The organism is Streptomyces sp. NPDC085866 (assembly GCF_044541035.1).
Taxonomy (GTDB): domain Bacteria; phylum Actinomycetota; class Actinomycetes; order Streptomycetales; family Streptomycetaceae; genus Streptomyces.
Window position 1 is genome coordinate 61664 of record NZ_JBITSQ010000026.1, and the last position, 20514, is coordinate 82177.

The 20514-nt window shown below is 72.2% G+C and carries 21 protein-coding genes; 8 read left to right on the top strand and 13 right to left on the bottom strand.

Features of this window, described 5'->3' with window-relative positions; genetic code table 11:
* The first annotated feature begins 16 nt into the window (after positions 1-16).
* Both ACIF83_RS42405 and ACIF83_RS42410 read left to right on the top strand, forming a co-directional pair.
* Positions 17-289 (top strand): hypothetical protein, encoded by a 273-nt coding sequence (locus ACIF83_RS42405; RefSeq protein WP_393477840.1) that lies wholly within the window; start codon positions 17-19, stop codon positions 287-289.
* The gene (locus ACIF83_RS42410; RefSeq protein WP_399735606.1) at positions 286-1779 is read left to right on the top strand and encodes a cytochrome bc complex cytochrome b subunit; all 1494 of its coding nucleotides are present in this window, start codon (positions 286-288) and stop codon (positions 1777-1779) included. The genes ACIF83_RS42405 and ACIF83_RS42410 overlap by 4 nt, the downstream gene beginning before the upstream one ends.
* Here ACIF83_RS42410 and ACIF83_RS42415 read toward each other — a convergent pair.
* Both ACIF83_RS42415 and ctaD read right to left on the bottom strand, forming a co-directional pair.
* Positions 1715-2098 (bottom strand): cytochrome c oxidase subunit 4, encoded by a 384-nt coding sequence (locus tag ACIF83_RS42415; RefSeq protein ID WP_393477844.1) that lies wholly within the window; start codon positions 2096-2098, stop codon positions 1715-1717. The genes ACIF83_RS42410 and ACIF83_RS42415 overlap by 65 nt on opposite strands.
* On the bottom strand, positions 2095-3768 hold the full coding sequence (ctaD, locus tag ACIF83_RS42420) for a cytochrome c oxidase subunit I (protein ID WP_399735610.1): 1674 nt from the start codon (positions 3766-3768) through the stop codon (positions 2095-2097). Before ctaD ends, ACIF83_RS42415 begins: the two co-directional genes overlap by 4 nt.
* A gap of 141 nt (positions 3769-3909) precedes the next feature.
* Here ctaD and ACIF83_RS42425 point away from each other — a divergent pair, with 141 nt between their 5' ends.
* From ACIF83_RS42425 to ACIF83_RS42440, 4 genes are read left to right on the top strand one after another with little or no spacing between them, the layout of a single operon-like run.
* Positions 3910-4977 (top strand): glucose-1-phosphate thymidylyltransferase, encoded by a 1068-nt coding sequence (locus tag ACIF83_RS42425; protein ID WP_393477847.1) that lies wholly within the window; start codon positions 3910-3912, stop codon positions 4975-4977.
* On the top strand, positions 4974-5945 hold the full coding sequence (gene rfbB / locus ACIF83_RS42430; protein WP_399735613.1) for a dTDP-glucose 4,6-dehydratase: 972 nt from the start codon (positions 4974-4976) through the stop codon (positions 5943-5945). Before ACIF83_RS42425 ends, rfbB begins: the two co-directional genes overlap by 4 nt.
* Positions 5942-6847 carry a dTDP-4-dehydrorhamnose reductase gene (gene rfbD, locus ACIF83_RS42435; protein WP_399735616.1) on the top strand — a complete coding sequence of 302 codons (906 nt, stop codon included), beginning with the start codon at positions 5942-5944 and terminating at the stop codon, positions 6845-6847. The genes rfbB and rfbD overlap by 4 nt, the downstream gene beginning before the upstream one ends.
* On the top strand, positions 6844-7647 hold the full coding sequence (locus ACIF83_RS42440) for a class I SAM-dependent methyltransferase (RefSeq protein WP_399735619.1): 804 nt from the start codon (positions 6844-6846) through the stop codon (positions 7645-7647). The genes rfbD and ACIF83_RS42440 overlap by 4 nt, the downstream gene beginning before the upstream one ends.
* Before the next feature lie 7 nt (positions 7648-7654).
* Here ACIF83_RS42440 and rfbC read toward each other — a convergent pair whose 3' ends face one another.
* The 4 genes from rfbC to ACIF83_RS42460 all read right to left on the bottom strand — a co-directional run bounded on the left by rfbC (position 7655) and on the right by ACIF83_RS42460 (position 11450).
* A complete protein-coding gene (gene rfbC / locus ACIF83_RS42445) occupies positions 7655-8251 on the bottom strand; it encodes a dTDP-4-dehydrorhamnose 3,5-epimerase (RefSeq protein WP_399735622.1) in 597 nt (198 codons plus the stop codon).
* A 4-nt stretch (positions 8252-8255) separates the two neighbouring features.
* Complete coding sequence (locus tag ACIF83_RS42450; protein WP_399735623.1) at positions 8256-10208, bottom strand: glycosyltransferase; 1953 nt, start codon at positions 10206-10208, stop codon at positions 8256-8258.
* A 126-nt stretch (positions 10209-10334) separates the two neighbouring features.
* A complete protein-coding gene (locus ACIF83_RS42455) occupies positions 10335-10919 on the bottom strand; it encodes a hydrolase (RefSeq protein WP_393477859.1) in 585 nt (194 codons plus the stop codon).
* Between the two features lie 93 nt (positions 10920-11012).
* Positions 11013-11450 carry a MarR family winged helix-turn-helix transcriptional regulator gene (locus ACIF83_RS42460; protein WP_398140130.1) on the bottom strand — a complete coding sequence of 146 codons (438 nt, stop codon included), beginning with the start codon at positions 11448-11450 and terminating at the stop codon, positions 11013-11015.
* Between the two features lie 157 nt (positions 11451-11607).
* Here ACIF83_RS42460 and ACIF83_RS42465 point away from each other — a divergent pair, with 157 nt between their 5' ends.
* Positions 11608-12108, top strand: a complete 501-nt coding sequence (locus ACIF83_RS42465; RefSeq protein ID WP_399735626.1) for a metallophosphoesterase family protein — start codon at positions 11608-11610, stop codon at positions 12106-12108.
* A 23-nt stretch (positions 12109-12131) separates the two neighbouring features.
* Positions 12132-12725 (top strand): GNAT family N-acetyltransferase, encoded by a 594-nt coding sequence (locus tag ACIF83_RS42470; RefSeq protein ID WP_393477866.1) that lies wholly within the window; start codon positions 12132-12134, stop codon positions 12723-12725.
* A gap of 37 nt (positions 12726-12762) precedes the next feature.
* Here the strand turns inward: ACIF83_RS42470 and ACIF83_RS42475 are convergent, their stop codons facing one another.
* The 7 genes from ACIF83_RS42475 to ACIF83_RS42505 all read right to left on the bottom strand — a co-directional run bounded on the left by ACIF83_RS42475 (position 12763) and on the right by ACIF83_RS42505 (position 20438).
* Positions 12763-13398, bottom strand: coding sequence for an SRPBCC family protein (locus ACIF83_RS42475; protein WP_393477868.1), 636 nt, complete (start codon positions 13396-13398; stop codon positions 12763-12765).
* A gap of 16 nt (positions 13399-13414) precedes the next feature.
* Positions 13415-14521, bottom strand: coding sequence for an XdhC family protein (locus tag ACIF83_RS42480; protein WP_393477869.1), 1107 nt, complete (start codon positions 14519-14521; stop codon positions 13415-13417).
* Positions 14514-15677: a VWA domain-containing protein gene (locus ACIF83_RS42485; protein ID WP_398140128.1), complete on the bottom strand. Its 1164-nt coding sequence runs from the start codon at positions 15675-15677 to the stop codon at positions 14514-14516. The genes ACIF83_RS42480 and ACIF83_RS42485 overlap by 8 nt, the downstream gene beginning before the upstream one ends.
* A gap of 176 nt (positions 15678-15853) precedes the next feature.
* Entirely contained in the window at positions 15854-16729 is an 876-nt protein-coding gene (locus tag ACIF83_RS42490; protein ID WP_393477874.1) for an AAA family ATPase, read from the bottom strand.
* Between the two features lie 15 nt (positions 16730-16744).
* Positions 16745-17599: an FAD binding domain-containing protein gene (locus ACIF83_RS42495; RefSeq protein WP_399735632.1), complete on the bottom strand. Its 855-nt coding sequence runs from the start codon at positions 17597-17599 to the stop codon at positions 16745-16747.
* The gene (locus ACIF83_RS42500) at positions 17596-19959 is read right to left on the bottom strand and encodes a xanthine dehydrogenase family protein molybdopterin-binding subunit (protein WP_399735635.1); all 2364 of its coding nucleotides are present in this window, start codon (positions 19957-19959) and stop codon (positions 17596-17598) included. The genes ACIF83_RS42495 and ACIF83_RS42500 overlap by 4 nt, the downstream gene beginning before the upstream one ends.
* Positions 19956-20438 carry a (2Fe-2S)-binding protein gene (locus ACIF83_RS42505; protein WP_393477882.1) on the bottom strand — a complete coding sequence of 161 codons (483 nt, stop codon included), beginning with the start codon at positions 20436-20438 and terminating at the stop codon, positions 19956-19958. The genes ACIF83_RS42500 and ACIF83_RS42505 overlap by 4 nt, the downstream gene beginning before the upstream one ends.
* Between the last annotated feature and the right edge of the window lie 76 nt (positions 20439-20514).

Below are 20514 nucleotides of genomic sequence, written 5' to 3' on the forward strand. Positions count from 1 at the left end.
CCTAGGGTCTCCTGTCGTGGCACACACCTTCGAAGAACTGGTGGAGAAGCAGCGCGCGGCCGACGCGGCGCACCGTATGGTCGACGAACTCCGCGACACCTACGGTCCCCCCGCCGAGCGCGGGATGACGGGCGCCCAGTCGGACACCTACGAGACGGCCCTGCGCGCCTGGCGGGAGCTCGCGCGGGACGTGCAGACCGCGGTGAGCGACTACGCCAGGGAGACGGACCGCCCGCGGCCCGAGGTGGAGGCCGAGGTAGAGCGGGCGGCGGCAGCGGAGGACACATGAGCCGAGCCGGCCGCCGCGCCGAGGGGCTCGCGGACGCGGCGGACGCCCGGCTGCCCCTCCTGGAGGGCGGGCAGCTGCTGCGCAAGGCGTTCCCGGAGCACTGGTCCTTCCTGCTCGGCGAAATCGCCCTCTACAGCCTGCTCGTGCTGATCCTGACCGGGGTGTGGCTGACCTTCTTCTTCCAGCCGGAGATGCGCGAGGTCGTCTACCACGGCTCCTACGAGCCGCTGCAGGGCGTGCTCATGTCGGCGGCCTTCGACTCCACCCTGCGCATCAGCTTCGACGTGCGCGGCGGACTGCTCATCCGGCAGGCCCACCACTGGGCCGCGCTCGTGTTCGTCGCCGCGATCGGCCTGCACATGCTACGGATCTTCTTCACCGGGGCTTTCCGCAGGCCCCGCGAGCTGAACTGGGCGATCGGGCTCACCCTGTTCGTCCTGGCGCTCGCCGAGGGCTTCGCCGGCTACTCGCTCCCCGACGACCTGCTCTCCGGCACCGGCCTGCGCATCGCGGAGGGCATCATGCTGTCGCTCCCGGTGGTCGGGACGTACGTGGCCTTCTTCGTCTTCGGCGGCCAGTACCCGGGCCACGACATCATCACCCGGCTCTACCCGGTGCACATCCTGCTGCTCCCGGGCGCGCTCATCGGCCTGGTGACGGTGCATCTGACCCTGGTGTTCCACCTGAAACACACCCAGTGGCGAGGACCCCGCCGCAGCAACCGCAACGCCGTCGGCAAGCCGCTCCTGCCGCACTTCACCGCCCTCACCGCGGGTCTGGCCATGACCGTCTCCGGCGTGCTCGTGCTGCTGTCCGGCCTCGCCCAGGTCAACCCGATCTGGAACTACGGCCCCTACCGCCCCGACGTGGTCTCCACCGGCTCCCAGCCCGACTGGTACGTCGGCTTCCTGGAGGGCGCCCTGCGGCTGGTGCCGCCGTGGGAGACCGACTTCGCCGGACACACCCTCATGTGGAACGTGCTGCTCCCGGCCGTCGTCCTGCCCGGGCTGCTCTTCACCGTGCTGTACGCCTACCCGTTCGTGGAGCAGCGCCTGACGGGGGAGTGGCAGTACGAGCAGCACCTGTGCGACCGCCCGCGCGAGCGCCCCGTCCGCACCGGCCTCGGCGCGGCGGGCACCGTCTTCTACGCCGTGCTGCTGCTGGCCGGCGGCAACGACATCATCGCCCAGACCTTCCGCATCTCCGTCAACGCCCTGACCTGGGTGCTGCGCGTCGCCCTCGTGGTCGCGCCGGTCCTCGCCTTCCTGGTGACCCGCTGGCTGTGCCGGGCGCTGACGGAGGCCGAGTGCGCGCGCCTCGCCGAGGGCGTGTCCACCGGTGAGATCCGGCAGAGCGTGACGGGCGGCTACGAGAGCGGCCACGAGCCCGTCGAGCGGTTCCGGCCCGGCGCGCCGCGCAGGCCGCTCACCGGGGCACGTACTGGAACACCATCCCGAAAACCCCGCGCGCCAGAACGCCCAGACCGATGAGGAACAGCCACAGCCCGAAGACCACGCCGGTCGCCGCCACCGCGAACCCGAGCGCGGTGACGATGGGCCACGGGCTCTCGTGCGGGAAGAACGCCACCGGCCCGGCCCCGTCCACCACGTCCGCGTCCTTGCGGTCCTGCGCCCGACTGCCGCGGCGCCGGTACTGGATCAGGTAGAAGAAGGCGTCCAGCGCCGCCATCCCGCACGCGACGACCAGCACGGTCGTGCCCGTGTCGTCCCGGGACCACACCCCGTACAGGGCGGCGGACCCGCCGAAGAACAGGGCCACCCCGCCGAACAGCATCGCCTCGGCCTTCATCGCCGGCCCCTCTGCTCGGTGTCCTCGGCCATCCGCGCGACCTCGGGATGATGCAGGTCGAAGGCCGGCGACTCCGACCGCACCCGGGGCAGTGCCAGGAAGTTGTGGCGCGGCGGCGGGCAGGACGTCGCCCACTCCAGGCCCCGGCCCCACCCCCACGGGTCGTCCTCGGTGACCTTCTCGGCCGTCGTGGAGGTGCGCCAGACGTTGTAGAGGAACGGCAGCGTGGAGAGGCCGAGCAGGAACGCGCCCACCGACGAGAGGGTGTTGAGCAGCGTGAAGCCGTCCGAGGGCAGATAGTCCGCGTACCGGCGGGGCATCCCCTCCTCGCCGAGCCAGTGCTGCACGAAGAAGGTCAGCTGGAACGAGGGGAACAGCATCCAGAAGTGCAGTTTCCCGAGCCGCTCGTCCAGCAACTTCCCGGTGAACTTCGGCCACCAGAAGTAGAAGCCGGCGAACATCGCGAACACCACCGTCCCGAACAGCACGTAGTGCAGATGCGCGACGATGAAGTACGAGTCGGTGAGGTGGAAGTCCAGCGGCGGCGAGGCGATCAGCACCCCGCTCAACCCGCCAAGCAGGAAGGTCACCAGGAACCCCAGCGACCACAGCATCGGCGTCTCGAACGAGACGGACCCGCCGACCATCGTCCCGATCCACGCGAAGAACTTGATGCCCGTGGGCACCGCGATCAGGAACGACATGATGGCGAAGAAGGGCAGCAGCACCGCGCCGGTCGCGAACATGTGATGCGCCCACACCACCGCCGACAGCATGGTGATGGCGATCGTCGCCCCGATCATCGGCAGATAGCCGAACAGCGGCTTGCGGGAGAACACCGGAATGATCTCGGAGATGATCCCGAAGAAGGGCAGCGCCACGATGTAGACCTCCGGATGCCCGAAGAACCAGAACAGGTGCTGCCACAGCACAGCGCCCCCGTTCGCCGCGTCGAAGACGTGCGAGCCGAACTTCCGGTCCGACTCCAGCACCAGCAGGTCCGCCGTCAGCACCGGGAAGGCGGGCAGCACCAGGATCGAGGTGAACAGCACGTTCCAGGTGAACATCGGCATCCGGAACATGGTCATGCCCGGCGCGCGCAGGCACACGATCGTCGCGATGAAGTTGACCGCGCCCAGCGTCGTCGACACACCGGCCACCACCAGCCCCATCGTCCACAGGTCACCGCCCGCGCCGGGGGAGAAGTAGGCGCTGTTCAGCGGCGCGTACGCGAACCAGCCGAACGCGGCCGCACCGCCCGGCACCAGGAACCCGGACACCACCATCAGGCCGCCGAACAGGTACATCCAGTACGACAGGGCGTTCAGCCGTGGGAAGGCCACGTCCGGCGCGCCGATCTGCAGCGGCATCACCGCGTTGGTGAACCCGGCGAACATCGGCGTCGCGAACAGCAGCATCATGATCGTGCCATGGACGGTGAAGAACTCGTTGTACCCCTGCACGCTCAGGAACTGCAGCCCCGGCCGGGCCAGTTCGGCGCGCATCGCGAGGGCCAGCAGCCCGGCGAGGAGAAAGAAGCAGAACGCCGTGACCATGTAGAGCCGGCCGATCACCTTGTGGTCGGTCGTGCAGACCCAGCGCAGCACGGTCCGGCCGGGCCGCGGGGCGGGGGCCGTGTACCGTGCGACGATCGCTCTGGTGTCCGACATATCGGGTAGTTCCGTCATCGCTGGTGACGCTACCGCATGGACACCACATGAACCGCCGGCGGCACCGGAGCCACACCGGCGTGACGAACCAGTAGGACAAACGAAGGTCCGATCCGGACGATCGCCGTTAGGGTATGGCCAATGAAGGCTCTGGTCCTCTCCGGCGGAGCCGGTACCCGACTGCGCCCTATCACGCACACCTCGGCGAAACAGCTGGTGCCGGTGGCCAACAAGCCCGTGCTGTTCTACGGCCTCGAATCCCTCGCCGAAGCGGGGATCACCGAGGTCGGGATGATCGTCGGAGACACCGCGGCGGAGATCGAGGAAGCGGTCGGCGACGGGGCGAAATTCGGCCTCGACGTCACCTACATCTCCCAGGAGCGCCCCCTCGGACTCGCCCACGCGGTGCTGATCGCCCGGGACTTCCTCGACGACGACGACTTCGTGATGTACCTCGGGGACAACTTCGTCGTCGGCGGCATCCGCGACCTCGTCGACCAGTTCCGGGCCAGCCGGCCCGACGCCCAGATCCTGCTCACCCATGTCCCCGACCCGCGCTCCTTCGGTGTCGCCGAACTCGACGCGGCCGGCCAGGTGATCGGCCTGGAGGAGAAGCCGGAGCACCCCAAGAGCGATCTCGCGCTCGTCGGCGTCTACCTGTTCACGCCGGCGATCCACGAGGCCGTACGCGCCGTCCGCCCGTCCTGGCGGGGCGAGCTGGAGATCACCCACGCCCTCCAGCACCTCATCGACACGCGGGCCGACGTGCGCTCCACCGTCATCGAGGGCTACTGGAAGGACACCGGCAACGTCGGCGACATGCTGGAGGTCAACCGGACCGTCCTCGAAGGCGTGCAGCGGCGCATCGACGGCGAGGTGGACGCGGCGTCGGAGACCGTCGGCCGGGTGGTGATCGAGGAGGGCGCGCGGATCACCCACTCCCGGATCGTCGGCCCGGCCGTCATAGGAGCCGGGACCGTCGTCAGCGACTCCTATGTCGGCCCCTTCACCTCGATCGCGGAGAACTGCCGGATCACCGACAGCGAACTGGAGTTCTCCATCGTGCTGCGGGATTCCTCGATCGCCGGGGTGGGCCGGATCGAGTCCTCGCTGATCGGCCGGCACGTCGAGGTCACTCCTGCGGCCGGAGTGCCCAGCGCCCACCGTCTAGTTCTCGGAGACCACAGCAAGGTGCAGATCCGTTCATGAACCTCCTCGTCACCGGCGCCGCCGGGTTCATCGGCTCCACGTACGTCCGCACGCTCCTCGCCGACGACTCGCCCGACGCGCCCCGCATCACCGTGCTCGACAGGCTCACCTATGCCGGCACGCTGACCAACCTCCCCTCCGGCCATCCCCGGCTGGACTTCGTCCACGGCGACATCGGTGACGCGGGTCTGGTGGACAAGCTGATGGCGGAGACCGACCAGGTGGTGCACTTCGCCGCCGAGTCGCACGTCGACCGGTCCATCGAGGGGGCGGGGGAGTTCGTCCTGACCAACGTGGTGGGCACACAGACCCTGCTGGACGCGGCCCTGCGGCACGGCGTCGGCCCGTTCGTGCACATCTCCACCGACGAGGTCTACGGCTCCATCGAGGCCGGCTCCTGGCCCGAGGACCACCCCCTCGCGCCCAACTCCCCGTACTCCGCCTCGAAGGCCTCCTCCGACCTGCTGGCCCTGGCCTACCACCGCACCCACGGCCTGGACGTCCGCGTCACCCGCTGCTCGAACAACTACGGCCCGCACCAGTTCCCGGAGAAGGTGATCCCGCTCTTCGTCACCAACCTCCTGGACGGCCTGAACGTCCCGCTGTACGGCGACGGGCGCAACGTCCGCGACTGGCTGCACGTCGAGGACCACTGCCGGGGCATCGACCTGGTGCGCACCAGGGGCCGGTCCGGTGAGGTGTACAACATCGGCGGCGGCACCGAGCTGAGCAACCGGGACCTGACCGGCCTGCTCCTGGACGCGTGCGGTGCCGGCTGGGACCGGGTCGAGTATGTGAGCGACCGCAAGGGCCACGACCTGCGCTACTCGGTCGACTGGAGCAAGGCCCGCGACGAACTCGGCTACCGCCCGCGCCGCGACTTCACCACCGGGCTCGCCGACACGGTCGCCTGGTACCGGGACAACCGCGCCTGGTGGGAGCCGCTGAAGGAGCAGGGCGCCCGATGAGGTGGCTGGTCACCGGCGCGGGCGGGATGCTCGGCCACGACACCGTTCAGGAGCTGCTGGACCGCGGCGAGCACGTGACCGGACTCGACCGGGCGGCACTCGACATCACCGAACCCGGCGCCGTGCGGCGTGCGTTCGACGCCCACCGCCCCGCCGTCGTCGTCAACTGCGCCGCCTACACGGCCGTGGACGACGCCGAGACCGACGAGGCACGCGCCCTGCGCGTCAACGGCGACGGCCCCCGGCTGCTCGCCCGCGCCTGCGCCGAGCACGGCGCCCGCCTGATCCACGTCTCCACCGACTACGTCTTCTCCGGCGAGACCCTCCCCCAAGCTCTCGGCTCCGCTCGAGCAGGGGGGACCTCCATGACCCCCTACCCGGAGGACCACCCGCCGGCCCCGCGCACCGCCTACGGCCGCACCAAGCTCGCCGGGGAGCGGGCCGTACTGGCCGAACTCCCGGGCGCCGCGGCCGTGGTGCGCACCGCCTGGCTGTACGGCGTCCACGGCCGCAACTTCGTGCGCACGATGCTCGAACTGGAGGCCCGCCGCGACACCGTCGACGTCGTCGACGACCAGCGCGGGCAGCCGACCTGGAGCGCCGACGTGGCCGCCCGGATCGCGGACCTGGGCGCCACCGCCGCGCACGGCGTCTTCCACGCCACCGCTTCCGGTGAGTGCAGCTGGTACGAGCTGGCCCGCGAGGTGTTCCGGCTGGCCGGCGCCGACCCGGACCGGGTGCGCCCCACCGACAGCCGGTCCTTCACCCGGCCCGCGCCCCGACCCGCCTACAGCGCCCTCGGGCACGCCCGCTGGCGCGAGGCCGGTCTGGCCCCGCCGCGGGACTGGCGGTCCGCCCTGTCCGAAGCCCTGCCTCTCATCCGCAAGGAGATGTCCCAGTGAAACGGCACGAGTTCCTGCGGGAGCTCCACAAGGTCACCGCGAACCGCAACTACCTGGAGATCGGCGTCAACGACGGCCGCAGCCTGACGCTGTCCCGGGTGCCCAGCATCGCGATCGACCCGGCGTTCAAGGTGGTCACGGAGATCCGCTGCGACGTGCACCTGGCGAAGGCGACCAGCGACGACTTCTTCGCCCGTGACAATCCCCTCGCGCACCTCAGGGGCGGCCGCCACCCGCTGCGCAACCTGGCCCGCAACCGCAGCCCCTTCGGCTACTGGAAGCGCACCACCCTGGACCTGTCGTTCATCGACGGCATGCACCTGTTCGAGTACGCGCTGCGGGACTTCATCAACATCGAGCGGCACTCCGACTGGGCCAGCGTGATCGTCTTCGACGACATGCTGCCGCGCAACGTCGACGAGGCCGCCCGCGACCGGCACACCAACGCCTGGACCGGAGACGTCTACAAGCTCGTCGAGATCCTGCACCGCCACCGCCCCGACCTGGTGACGGTCCTGGTCGACACCGCGCCCACCGGTCAGTTGGTGGTCTTCGGCGCCGACCCCGAGAACACCGTGCTCAAGGACAAGTACGACGAGATCGTTGCGGAGTTCGAGGTCCCCGACCCGCAGAAGGTCCCCGAGTCCGTCCTGGGGCGCACCACGGCCGTCAAGCCGGAGGAGTTCCTCGGCGCCGGCTTCTGGAAGCCGCTGGTCGCGGCCCGCAACCGCGGAACCGGGCGTTCCCGCGGCTGGGAGCAGCTGCGCCGCGCGGTGTCCCCGTACGGCGCCGATCGCTGAACCCGGCCTACCGGCCGCGCAGCCGCTCGTAGTGGGCGGAGCAGTCCGCGTAGGTGGGCAGCAGCCCGGACCGCTCCGCCTCGGCGAGGGTGGGCGCCTCGGCGTCCTTCTCCGACAGCACCGGCTCGACGCCCTCCGGCCAGGCGATGCCCAGCTCGGGGTCGAGGGGGTGCACGGCGTGCTCGCGCTTCGGCGCGTACCCGGTCGAGCACAGGTACACCACGGCGGCGTCGTCGGTCAGCGCCATGAAGGCGTGCCCGAGGCCCTCCGCGAGGAACACGGCGTGCCGGTTCTCGTCGTCGAGGCGTACGGCCTCCCACTGCCCGAAGGTGGGCGAGCCGATACGGATGTCCACCACGACGTCCAGGACGGCACCGCGCACACAGGTGATGTACTTGGCCTGACCGGGCGGTACGTCGGCGAAGTGGACGCCCCGCAGCACGCCCCGCCGGGACACCGAGCAGTTGCCCTGGGCGAGCGTGAGGTCGTAACCGGTGGCCTCCCGGAACTCCTCGCCCCGGTACCACTCGTGGAAGCTGCCCCGCTCGTCCGGGAACGCCTTGGGCTCCAGCACCCAGGTGTCCGCTATGCCCAGCTGCCGCACTTCGTCACACCTTCCCGGTCGTCTTCCTCAGCACCGTTCCCAGCACGCGCCGTGCCGCGCGCAGCAGCCGCAGCGGGAGGCCGGGCGGTGCCGTGGGCGTCACCTCCACGGCACCGGGCCCGCGGCCCACCTTCAACAGCAGCGGCAGCCCGAGTGCGCGCTCCTGCCCGCCGTCCCGGGGCAGCACGAGTGCCGCCCGCCACCGGGCGTTCCTCAGGAGCGGCACTGGCACCCGCATCTCGAGCAGCGACCGCGCGCCGTTCGCGGGGGTCAGCGCGGAGGCCCGGTCGAAGGCGCGGCGCGACGTGCGGTCCGCCAGCCGCACCAGGACCTCGGTGGTGTCCGGGACGTACAACGGCAGCGCGACGGTCAGCACCTCGGTGTCGGAGACGGCCGCGTCCGCCGGGGTGAGCCGGTGCAGGCCCAGTGACCTGACGGCCCGGTCGACGTCCAGGGAGAGGTTGCGGTACTGCTTCGTCCAGTACGGCAGCACGACCCGGCCGGCGACCATACCGGCGGGCGGCAGCGCGGGTCCCTGCGCGGGGGCGGGGCCCAGTCGGCACTCCTTGGTCCAGCCGCCGAGGCCGACCCGGACGTAGGCGTCCCAGAGGCCGCCGTGCAGCGGGGCGCCGCCCGCCGCCGCGGCGGGGTCGACGGTGGCCGTGCCGCGCAGCACCAGCCGGGTCCGGCCGTCCCCGGCCGCCACGCGTTCCCGGGTGACCTCCACGGGCTGGAAGAAGGACGCGGCGGTCTCCCGGTCGCGCAGGATCAGGTCGGCGGTCGCCTGCTCGAAACCGTCGTCGGCGGCCGTGGCCAGCCAGGACACCGCCTCGGCGAGGTCGGCGGGCGCACCGTCCGCCGGGGGCCGCGGCCCGTCGGCGCGGACGGTCAGCGGGCCGTCGGCATCGGTGAACTCGGCGCTGAACCGCACCCGCAGGGTCCCGTCCTGCCACTCGACGCCCGTCGGGGCGGCCTTGGGCCGGACACCGGCCTCCCACTCGGCGTGGGCGACCAGGTCGTCGTACCGGTCGTCCCGGATCAGCGCGGCGACGACCCGGCCGGCCGGCCGCAGCCCGGGGGCGACGCCGGGGCCGAAGCGCTCCACGACCACCGCGTGCATCTCCCGGAACAGCTCGCGCCGGTAGTCGTCCGGCAGCGCCAGCAGCCGGGGCCCGCTCATCCGCTCGACCATCTCCACCCGCAGCCAGCGGCGCAGCAGCTTGTCGCGCAGCGGGCCCGGCTCGGTGTACCGCTCGACGACGTCCAGGGCCTCGCGGAGGTTCTTGAAGTAGCCGACCGGCTCGAAGCGCTGGATGCCGGCGTTGGCGGCGTCCTCGCGTTTGACGTGGTAGTAGCAGACGTAGTCGCTCAGCACCGACACGTTGTCGGCGCGCAGATAGGCCTCGGTGATGAAGACGTGGTCCTCCAGGCGCCGCCGGCCCTCGGGGAACCTGAGCCCCGTGCGGTCCAGGAAGGAGCGCCGGAGCATCTTGTGCGGGGTGAGGCTGTCGATCAGCGGGGCGTCGTCCACCGTGGCGTACGGGTGGTTGCGGCGGAACAGCTCCACCGGCACCGGGCGGCCCTTCCCGGCCATCTTGCCGACGACCACGTCGGCCTTGTGGGCGACCCCGTACTCGTACATCCGCTCCAGGGCCTCGTCGCCGAGGTGGTCGTCGTTGTCGACGAACATCACGAACTCGCCCCGGGAGGCCTCGATGCCCACGTTGCGGGGCTTGCCGGACCAGCCGGAGTTCTCCTGGTGGACGACCCTGATGTGCGGGTGCTCGGCGGCGAGCGCGTCCAGCCGGGCCGGGGTGGCGTCGGTGGAGCCGTCGTCGACGAAGAGGACCTCGAACTCTTCGGGGGGCAGCGACTGTCGCAGCAGCGAGGCGATGCAGTCCTCGATGTACGGCCCGGGGTTGTACACGGGTACGACGACGCTGACCTTGACCGGCATCCGGCTTCCAAGCCCCCTTGGTTCGCTTTCCGTCGCCTGGGTGGCACGGTGCGCGTGGCCGAATGTTAACCCGGGCCCTTGTGCGGGCGAACGTCCGCCCGCACAAGGGATGTCCCAACTGACGGGTCAGGCATGGGTCTTGGCGAGCAGCTCCAGGATCTCCGCCGTCGTACCGCTCTCGCCGAGCCGCGGGAAGATCCGCTCCACGCTGCCCCGGTGTGCCTCGGCGTCGCTGTCGGCCATGGCGTCGGTGGCGAGGGTGACGTGGTAGCCGTGGGCATAGGCGTCGCGGGCGGTGGACTCGACACCGATGCTGGTGGCGATGCCGGTCAGCACGATCTGGGTGACGCCGCGGCGGCGCAGCTGGACGTCCAGGTCGGTGCCGTGCAGGGCGCTCCAGTTGTGCTTGGTGACGTGGATGTCGCCGGGGTGGCCGGACAGTTCGTCGACGACGACGTCCCAGCCCTCCGGGAAGGCGAGACCGCGCGCCTGGCGCTCGGTCCGGCCGGGGACGGCGTCCGCCCAGTCGGGTGCGAAGGAGACCCGGACCAGGACCACGGGCAGGCCGCGGGCCCGGAAGGCGTCGGCGAGTTCGGTCGTACGGGCCACCACGTCCGCGGCGGCGTGCGGCTGGGTGGGCATGCCCACGATGCCGCTCTGCAGGTCGATCACGACGAGGGCGGTACGGGGGTCGAGGGTGCTGACGGACATGGGTCGATCAGGCCTTTCGGGGGTGTGGGCCGGCCGGGTGAACGGTCGGGGAGGGGCGGGCGGTCCGCCCGGTGCGCGGGGTGGGTCTCGGTGTCACGGCTGCGAGAGCCGTTCCAGCAGCTCAAGGGCGCTCAGGACCGTCTGCCGCTCCTCCTCGGTGTAGCGGTCCTCGAAGGCGCGGGCCAGCCACTCCTCGCGCAGCTGCCTGTTGCCCTCGACCCGGGCCCGGCCGGCCTCGGTCAGGGTGACCAGCTGGCGGCGGCCGTCGTCGGGGTCGGGGGCGCGCCGGATCAGGTCGTGCTGCTCCAGGGCGGCCAGCGTGGTCGCCATCGACTGGGGCCGCACGCCCTCCGCGGCGGCCAGGGCACTGGCCGTGGCCGCTCCGTGCTTGCCGACCAGGGAGAGCGCCGACTCCTGCGACGGGGTCAGGTCGGAGTCCTGCGCGACCTCGCGGATACGGCGGCGCAGCCGGCTGAACACCACACGCAGGTCGCGCGCGGTGCGGGCGGCGGAGTCCGAGATGTGAGCCATGCCGTCAGCGTAGAACGGTCAGCCAAGACTGTCCAGCTCTGACTGTTCACTTCAGACTGTTCAGTCTTAGCTGAAGATCTGTTCCGCCGCTCACCTGAAGATCCGGGGAACGGTCGGGTCGCGCCTCTCGATGCGCATCAGTGCATAGGCTGGTGAGGTGCGTCTCCTGTTGATGTCGGACACCCACCTCCCCAAGCGCGCCAAGCGGCTCCCGGACCAGCTGCTCGCCGAACTCCCGCACGCGGACGTCGTGTTCCATGCCGGGGACTGGGTCGACACCGCCACCCTCGATCTGCTGGAGAGCCGCAGCCGCCGGCTGATCGGTGTGTACGGCAACAACGACGGCCCCGAACTGCGGACCCGGCTCCCCGAGGTGGCGTACGCCGAGCTGGGCGGCCTGCGTTTCGGTGTGGTGCACGAGACCGGCCCCGCGCAGGGCCGCGAGGCCCGCTGTGCCGCCCGCTTCCCCGACCTGGACGTGCTGGTCTTCGGCCACAGCCACATCCCGTGGGACACCGTCGCGTCCGGCGGGCTGCGGCTGCTCAACCCCGGCTCCCCGACCGACCGCCGCCGCCAGCCGCACTGCACCTACCTCACGGCGACCCTCGCCGACGGCGCGCTCACCGACGTCACTCTGCGGCGGCTGCCCCAGCGGTAGCCGGCCTGTGGCACGATGCGTCGATGATCTCCGACTACGACATACCCGACGTCGTACCCGCGGGAAGCATGGCCGAGCGCGACCAGCCCGTCCTCGAACTGCCCGGCGGCCTGGAGCTACGGCCCTGGCGGGCCGCCGACGCCGACGCCGACGCGCTGCTCACCGCCGGATCGGACCCGGCGATCCAGCTGTGGAACCTGTTCTCCGTCCGCACCCGTGACGAGGCCCGGGCCCGGATCGAGCGCATGCACGAGCGGTGGCGCGCCGAGACCGGTGCCGTATGGGCGATCGCCCGGCCCGGCGGCCCGCCCCTGGGACTCGCCGGGTTCCACGACGTCAATCTGGCGGGCGGCAACGCCGAGATCATGTACTGGGTGCTGCCCGAGTCGCGCGGCGGCGGCATCGTCGTCGAGGCGGCCCGGCGGCTGAGCCGGTGGGCGCTGGACGACCTGGGCCTGCACCGCCTGCGACTGTGCCACGCGGTCGCCAACCCGGCGTCCTGCCGCGTCGCGGAGAAGGCCGGCTACGCCTTCGAGGGCACGATGCGCTCTTCCCTGCTGCACGCCGACGGCTGGCACGACGAGCATCTGCACGCACTGGTGGCCCAGGACATCTGAGACATCTGATCCCCGGCGGGGGGAGGCGGGCCGACGACTACCCGTGCCGGGCCCGTCTGCACCGCCGCGCCCCCGCGGCGACCATCACCAGGACGGCGAGCACCACGGCCGCCTCCGCGGCTCGCTTGGCCACCGGTACCGCGGCCGCTCGCAGGAGGTCGAGTGGCTCGGCCGCCTCCTCCTCGGCGGGCGGTTCCTGCTTCTCGTCGGTGCCGGCGATCTGTGGGGGGCGTTCGGTCAGCCGTTCGGCGAGGCACGTCGCGAACTGGCCCACCAGGCGGTCTCCCACCTCCGACAGGATGCCGCGGCCGAACTGCGCCGGGCGCCCGGTCACCGTCAAATCGGTCCGCACCGACACCGCCGTACCGTCGTCGCGCCCGCTCAGTGTGCCGGTGACCGTCGCCCGCGCGGTGCCCTGCCCCCGGGTCTCCCGGCCGCCGGCCACGAGCACCATCCGGTGCGCCGCCTCGTCCTGCTCCTCGAAGACCGCGGTGCCCCGGTAGGTCAGGGTGACCGGGCCGACCTTGACCTTCACCGAGCCGGTCACGGTCCTGCCGTCGTACTCCTCCACCACCGCGCCCGGCAGGCAGGGCGCGACGCGTTCGATGTCGAGGAGCGCGCGCCAGGCGTCGTCGACCGCGACGGGGACGGTGAACTCGTGGTGCAGCTCCATGACTTCCTCCTCGCACTCAGGCTGTGACGCGTGGGTGGATGGCCCCCGCGGTCGTGGTCAGGGGCGCGCCGCTGCCGCCCCAGCGCAGGGCCACGATCTCGGCGGCGACGGACACGGCGACCTCCTCTGGCGTACGGGCGCCGAGGTCGAGCCCGAGCGGCGAGCGCAGCCGGGACAGCTCGGCCTCGGTGAGACCGGCCTCGGTCAGCCGGGCGCGCCGTTCGTCGTGGGTACGGCGGCTGCCCATCGCCCCGATGTAGGCGGCCGGCCGGCGCAGCGCCTCCTCCAGCAGCGGCACGTCGAACTTCGGGTCGTGGGTGAGGACACAGATCACCGTGCGCTCGTCGGTGTCCGTACTCCCGAGATAGCGGTGCGGCCATTCGACGACGACCTCCACGCCCGCCGGGAAACGCTTGGGCGTGGCGAAGACCGGGCGGGCGTCGCACACGGTGACCCGGTAGCCGAGGAAGTCGCCGATGCGGGCCACCGAGGCCGCGTAGTCGATCGCGCCGAAGACCAGCATGCGCGGCGGTGGCGCGAACGACTGCAGGAACACGGTGACGGCGTCCTCGCGGCGCTCGCCGTGCGGCCCGTAGTGCCTGAGCACCGAGGCGCCGAGGGCGAGTTCGCCGCGTGCGTCGGCGGTGACCGCGACGTCGAGCCCGGTCGTGCCGAGCGTGCCGTCCACGGTGTCCGGCCAGACGGCCAGCGTGGCCCCTCGCGGGGCGGGCCCGTCGACCACCGTGGCCACGGTCACGGGCTCACCCGCGGCGACGGACCCGGCGACCGCCCCGAACGCCGGGTCGGTCTCGGGCGTCACCGCCCGTACCAGCAGGGTGATCTCACCGCCGCAGGTGAGTCCGACCGCGAACGCGTCCTCGTCGCTGTACCCGAAGGTCTCCAGCCGGGCCTCGCCGCTCGCCACCACCTCCTGCGCGAGCTCGAACACCGCCCCTTCCACGCAGCCCCCGGACACGCTTCCCACGACCTCGTCGTCCGACCCCACCGCCATGGCGGCGCCGGGTCCGCGCGGCGCGCTGCGGCTGACCGCGACGACCGTCGCCAGACCGAACGGGATCCGGGCCGCGTACCAGCGCTCCAGCGCCGGCAGAATCTCACGCACGCTCCGCTCCTCTCACCCGAACCACCGGGACCCTCCCGGTCTCCGCCCCGCGCACCACCGCAGCCAGCCGCTCCAGCGCCGCCAGGCTGTGCCCCTCGACGAAGTCGTCGACACTGGGCAGGGCCGCCGCCATCCCCGCCGCGAGGGGCGCGTAACCCGGACGTGCCTTGCGCGGGTTCGCCCAGACCACCCGGTGCGCCAGCCCGTGCAGACGGCGCATCTGCGCGCCGAGCAGCTCCGGATCGTCGCGCTCCCAGCCGTCCGAGAGCAGGACCACGATCGCGCCGCGCGCCATGCCGCGCTGTCCCCAGCGGTTGAGGAACTCGCGCAGCAGCTCGCCCAGCCGGGTGCCGCCGCGCCAGTCGGGGACGGCCGCCGCCAGCGCCGCCATCGCCAGGTCCGGGTCGCGGTGCGAGAGTTCCCGGGTCACCCGGGTCAGCCGGGTGCCGATCGTGAACACCTCCGTACGGCCCCCGCGCACCGCGGCGTGCGCGAACCTGAGCAGGGCGTCGGCGTACGGCGCCATCGATCCGCTCACGTCGACGAGCAGCACGATCCGGCGGGGCCGGTCCACGCGCGCGTGCCGCCGCAGCCGGGCCGGCTCCCCGCCCCGCCGCAGCAGCTCCCGTACGGTGCGGCGCGGGTCGACGTCCCCGCGCCGGGCCGGGCGCCGCCGCGCGGAGCGCCGGGTCTGCCCGGACAGCGCGAACGCGGCCAGCAGCCGGTTGAGCTGGGCGCGCTCGACCGCGTCCAGCTCGCCCACGTCGCGGTGCCGCAGCACCTCGGTGGCACTGGCGAGCGCGGCCGTGGGCGGCCCGGAAGGCTCGCTCTCGCCCGGGGCGCGGCTCCCGGCGGGCGCGTCCCGCACGACGAGCCGCAGCCGGGGCGGGGGAGCGTGCCGCACCACCTGCCGGGCGGGCTCGCCCGGTGGCCCGAAGTAGGCCGCGAACACCCGCTCGTACCGCTCCAGATCGTCGTGCCCGCCGCACAGCGTCGCCCGCCCCGCCCAGTACACGTCGGCCCGTACCCCGGGCCGCAACACGTCCACGGCACGCAGGAAGGCGTACGCCCGCTCGGTGCTCGCGTCGACCCCCGCGGCCCGCACCGCCCGCACGAACCCGAGCAGCACGGCATCCGCCCCTGCGGTCCCGCCCATCCCGGTCGGCACGCTCTCCGACCCGCCCGCAGGCCGGACCCCGGCATCGGAGGGCCCGTTCGGGCCGGGTGTCGCCGGACCGGCGAGGATCACGTCTTCCGGACCGCCCGGAGGCCGGTTCCCGCCCCCGGTCCCCGAAGTCCCGTTCCCCCTGCGTCCCGATCCGGCCATGGCGTTCACGTCCCCCGCGTCGCCAGGACCGCCGTGAGATCGAGCGCCCGTGCCCGGTCCACGTCCTCCCGGTACTTCAGCGCCGAGCCCAGCGTCGCCACGGCCAGTTCCGCGTCCACCTCGCTCGCGCCGAGCGCGTCGAGGGCCTCGGCCCAGTCGATCGTCTCGGCCACCCCGGGCGGCTTGAGCAGGTCCGCGCCCCGCAGCGCCTGCACCAGCGCGGTGACCTGCTCGGCCAGCCGCGCCGACACCTGCGGCAACCGGGTGCGCACGATCGCCAGTTCGCGGGCGAAGGAGGGATGGTCGAACCAGTGGTAGAGGCACCGCCGCTTCAGCGCGTCGTGCACCTCCCGGGTCCGGTTCGAGGTCAGCACGACCACCGGCGGCTCCTCGGCCCGCAGGGTGCCCAGCTCCGGGATCGTGACGGAGTACTCGGAGAGCAGCTCCAGCAGGAACGCCTCGAACTCGTCGTCGGCCCGGTCGATCTCGTCGACCAGCAGCACCGACGGCTGTGTCTGCAACGCCAGCAGCAGCGGCCGGGCGACGAGGAAGCGCCGGTCGTACAGCTCGCTCTCCAGACGGTCCGCGTCCTGGACGCCGGCCGCCTCGGCGGCCCTGAGATGCAGCAGCTGGCGCGGGAAGTCCCAGTCGTACAGGGCCTGGGAGGCGTCGATGCCCTCGTGGCACTGCAGGCGGATCAGCGGCGCGTCGAGCGCCTCGGCCAGGGCCGTCGCGAGCGCGGTCTTGCCCACGCCCGCGTCGCCCTCGCAGAAGAGCGGCCGGTGCAGCCTCAGTGCCAGGAAGCAGGTGATGCCCAGCCCTTCGTCTACGAGGTACCCCGTCTCCTCCAGGCGGGCCCGCACCTGCTCCGGGTCGTCCATCCGGGTGATCGGCGCTCACCCCATTCCGCCGGCGGTCAGCACCGCCCGCCTGGTCAGCACCCGCGCGAGGTGTTCCCGGTACTCGGGCGAGGCCGACAGGTCCTGGGACGGCCGGGTGCCCTCGGCCGCCGCCTCGGCGGCCCGTGCCACGGCCTCGGGACCGTCGGCACCGGACAGCGCCTCCTCGGCCGCCGTGGCCCGCAGCGGGGTGGTGCCCATGTTGGTGAGTCCGATGCGTGCCTCGGCGATCCGTCCGTCGTCGCGCCGTACGAGCGCCGCCACTCCGACGATCGCCCACGCCTGCGCGACCCGGTGGAACTTCTCGTAGTGGAAGCCCCAGCCGTCCGCCTTCGGCACCCGCACCTCCACCAGCAGTTCGTTGGGGGCCAGCGCCGACTGGAGGTAGTCGACGAAGAAGTCCCGGGCCTGGATCGTCCGGCGCCCGTTCGGCCCGGCGACGACCATCTCGCCGTCCATCGCCAGCATCACCGCGGGCAGGTCACCGGCGGGGTCGGCGTGCGCGAGCGAACCGCCCAGGGTGCCCCGGTGCCGTACCGCGGGGTCGGCGACGGTGGCCGTCGCCTCCGCGAGCAGACCGGCGTGCCGGCGCACCAGCGGGTCACGGATCACCTCGTGGTGCGTGGTCAGCGCGCCGATGACGAGCGTGTCGCCGTCCTCGCGGACCCCGCGCAGTTCCGGGATCCGGCCCACGTCCACGACCAGCTCCGGGAAGGCGAGCCGCAGCCGCAGCAGCGGCAGCAGGCTCTGCCCGCCGGCCAGCACCTTCGCCTCCTCGCCCGCGTCCGCGAGCGCGCGCACCGCCTCGTCGACGCTGGTCGGACGGGCGTACTCGAACACCGGGGGAATCATGCCGACGCCTCCCTCACCGCTCGCCACACCCGCTCGGGGGTGCACGGCATCCGCACGTCGTGCACGCCCAGCGGCCTGAGCGCGTCCACCACGGCGTTGACCACGGCGGGCGTCGACGCGATCGTCCCGGCCTCGCCGACTCCCTTGACCCCCATGGCGTTCGAGGCCGCCGGGGTCTCCGTCCGGTCGGTCACGAACTCCGGCAGGTCCGCCGCCGACGGCACGAGGTAGTCGGCCATCGTGCCGGAGACGAGGTTGCCCTCGTCGTCGTACACGGCCTCCTCGTACAGCGCCTGCGCGATGCCCTGCGCGAGACCGCCGTGCACCTGGCCCTCGACGATCATCGGGTTGACGACCCGGCCGACGTCGTCGACGCAGACGTACGACCTGATCCGCGTCTGCCCGGTCTCCGTGTCGATCTCGACCGCGCACAGGTGGGTGCCGTGCGGGTAGGAGAAGTTCTCCGGGTCGACCAGGGTCTCGGCGTTGATGGACGGCTCGACGCCGTCGGGCAGATCGTGCGAGGTGAACGTCTCGAAGGCGATCTCCTGGATGCTCTTGTGCGCCTCCGGGGAACCCTTCACGGAGAACACGCCGTTCGTGAACTCCAGATCCTGCTCGCTCGCCTCCAGCAGATGCGCGGCGACCTTCCGCGCCTTCTCGACCACCTTCGTCGCCGCCCGGTGCACGGCCTCGCCGCCGACGGCCAGCGACCGCGAGCCGTAGGTGTCCATGCCCTGCGGGGCCGCCAGGGTGTCGCCGTGCACCACCTCGACGTCCTCGAACGGCACGCCCAGCACGTCGGCCGCGATCTGGCTCCAGCAGGTCTCGTGGCCCTGCCCGTGCGGGCTGGTGCCGGTGACCACCTCGACCTTGCCGGTGGGCAGCATGCGGATGCTCGCCGCCTCCCAGCCGCCGGCCGCGTACCGCAGGTCGCGCAGCACCCGGCTCGGCGCGAGCCCGCACATCTCGGTGTACGTCGACACGCCGATGCCGAGGCGTACGGGGTCGCCACGTTCGTTGCGCTCCTGCTGCTCGGCGCGCAGGTCGTCGTACCCGAACAGGGCAAGCGCCTTCTCGGTCGCCGCCTCGTAGTTGCCGCTGTCGTAGGTGAGCCCGGCGATCGAGGTGTACGGGAACTCCTCGTGCCGGATCCAGTTCCGGCGCCGTACCTCCACCGGGTCCAGGCCGAGTTCGGCGGCCAGCTCGTCCATGATCCGCTCGATGGCGAACGTCGCCTCCGGGCGTCCGGCGCCGCGGTACGCGTCGGTGGGCGTGCGGGTCGTGAAGACGCCGGTGCAGTTGAACTCGTAGGCGTCCATCTTGTAGATCGCCGGGTACATGAAGGCGCCGAGGATCGGGATGCCCGGGGTGACGAGCATCAGGTAGGCGCCCATGTCGGCGAGCAGGTCGACCTTCAGGCCGAGGAGCTTTCCGTCCCGGGTGGCGGCGATCTCCACGTCCTGGATCATGCCGCGGCCGTGGTGGGTCGCGAGGTAGCCCTCGGAGCGGGACTCGGTCCACTTCACCGGACGGCCGAGCTTGCGCGCGACGGCGAGCGCGAGGGCCTCCTCGCCGTACACCTGGAGCTTGGAGCCGAAGCCGCCGCCCACGTCCGGGGCGACCACGCGCAGCTTCTGCTCGGGGATCCCGGTGACCACGGCGAGCATGATGCGCAGGATGTGCGGGATCTGGGTCGCCGAATAGACGGTGTACTCGCCGGAGGCGGCGAGCGGGGTGACGACGACCGCGCGCGGCTCCATGGCGTTGGGGATGAGCCGCTGCTGGTGGTAGCGGCGCTTGAGCGTGACGTCGGCGCGCTGCCGGACCGACTCGAAGTTCTCGCCGGTGGCGAGGGGCCAGGTGTAGCAGCGGTTGGTGCCCTTGTCGGCGTGGACCAGCGGGGCGCCGTCCGCCAGCGCGGCCTCCAGGTCCAGGACCGGCGGCAGCGGGTCGTAGTCGACCTCGACGGCCTCCAGCGCGTCGGCGGCCGCGTACCGGTCGCGGGCCACCACCACCGCCACCGGGTCACCGGCGTAGCGGACCTCGTCGACGGCGATCGGCGGGTGGTCGGGGTGCACGATGTCCTCGGTGACCGGCCAGGCGCAGGGCAGGGAGCCCAGCCCCTCGGCGAGGTCGGCGCCGCTGAACGCCGCGACGACACCGGGGCGTTCCAGGGCGGGGGAGACGTCGACGCGGGTGACGCGGGCGTGGGCCATCGGGCTGCGCAGGACGGCCAGGTGCAGCAGTCCGGCGACCTGGATGTTGTCGGTCCAGTTGGTCTGGCCCGTGACCAGGTGGGCGTCCTCCTTGCGCAGCCGGGGCCGGCCCACCTCGTGTTGTACGGCCTGATCGGTCATGCCGTGGCCTCCTCGGGGAGCTGCTGCCCGGAGGCGGCGAGCACCGCGCGGACGATGTTCTGGTAGCCGGTGCACCGGCACAGGTTGCCCTCCAGGGCCTCCCGGACCTCGTCCGGGGTGGGGTGCGGGTTCTCGCGCAGCAGATCGCGTGCCGCCATGATCATCCCGGGGGTGCAGTAGCCGCACTGGAGAGCGTGCCGCTCGTGGAAGGCGTGCTGCAGCGCGGTCCACTCGCCGTCCTTGGCAAGGCCCTGGACGGTGGTGACCGTGCCGCCGTCCGCCTGCACGGCCAGCACCGAGCAGCTCTTGACGGTCGCCCCGTCCAGGTCGACCGTGCATGTGCCGCAGTTCGAGGTGTCGCAGCCGATCGGGGTGCCGGTCAGGCCGAGGCGGTCGCGCAGGTAGTGGGCCAGGAGCAGACGGGGTTCGACGTCGTCCTCGTACGTCGTGCCGTCCACGTTCACCTTGATGTGGGTCATGTGCCCTCCAGACCGTGCGGGCAGGAGCGAGAATCAGCCAGATCGGACGTGATGTACGTCACTCTATGACCGCGCC

Coding starts and splice junctions, on each gene's coding strand:
- ACIF83_RS42410 (WP_399735606.1), top strand. CDS start 286: ATGAGCCGAGCCGGCCGCCGCGCCGAGGGGCTCGCGGACGCGGCGGAC.
- ACIF83_RS42415 (WP_393477844.1), bottom strand. CDS start 2,098: ATGAAGGCCGAGGCGATGCTGTTCGGCGGGGTGGCCCTGTTCTTCGGC.
- ctaD (WP_399735610.1), bottom strand. CDS start 3,768: ATGTCGGACACCAGAGCGATCGTCGCACGGTACACGGCCCCCGCCCCG.
- ACIF83_RS42425 (WP_393477847.1), top strand. CDS start 3,910: ATGAAGGCTCTGGTCCTCTCCGGCGGAGCCGGTACCCGACTGCGCCCT.
- rfbB (WP_399735613.1), top strand. CDS start 4,974: ATGAACCTCCTCGTCACCGGCGCCGCCGGGTTCATCGGCTCCACGTAC.
- rfbD (WP_399735616.1), top strand. CDS start 5,942: ATGAGGTGGCTGGTCACCGGCGCGGGCGGGATGCTCGGCCACGACACC.
- ACIF83_RS42450 (WP_399735623.1), bottom strand. CDS start 10,208: ATGCCGGTCAAGGTCAGCGTCGTCGTACCCGTGTACAACCCCGGGCCG.
- ACIF83_RS42455 (WP_393477859.1), bottom strand. CDS start 10,919: ATGTCCGTCAGCACCCTCGACCCCCGTACCGCCCTCGTCGTGATCGAC.
- ACIF83_RS42460 (WP_398140130.1), bottom strand. CDS start 11,450: ATGGCTCACATCTCGGACTCCGCCGCCCGCACCGCGCGCGACCTGCGT.
- ACIF83_RS42470 (WP_393477866.1), top strand. CDS start 12,132: ATGATCTCCGACTACGACATACCCGACGTCGTACCCGCGGGAAGCATG.
- ACIF83_RS42475 (WP_393477868.1), bottom strand. CDS start 13,398: ATGGAGCTGCACCACGAGTTCACCGTCCCCGTCGCGGTCGACGACGCC.
- ACIF83_RS42485 (WP_398140128.1), bottom strand. CDS start 15,677: ATGGGCGGGACCGCAGGGGCGGATGCCGTGCTGCTCGGGTTCGTGCGG.
- ACIF83_RS42490 (WP_393477874.1), bottom strand. CDS start 16,729: ATGGACGACCCGGAGCAGGTGCGGGCCCGCCTGGAGGAGACGGGGTAC.
- ACIF83_RS42495 (WP_399735632.1), bottom strand. CDS start 17,599: ATGATTCCCCCGGTGTTCGAGTACGCCCGTCCGACCAGCGTCGACGAG.
- ACIF83_RS42500 (WP_399735635.1), bottom strand. CDS start 19,959: ATGACCGATCAGGCCGTACAACACGAGGTGGGCCGGCCCCGGCTGCGC.
- ACIF83_RS42505 (WP_393477882.1), bottom strand. CDS start 20,438: ATGACCCACATCAAGGTGAACGTGGACGGCACGACGTACGAGGACGAC.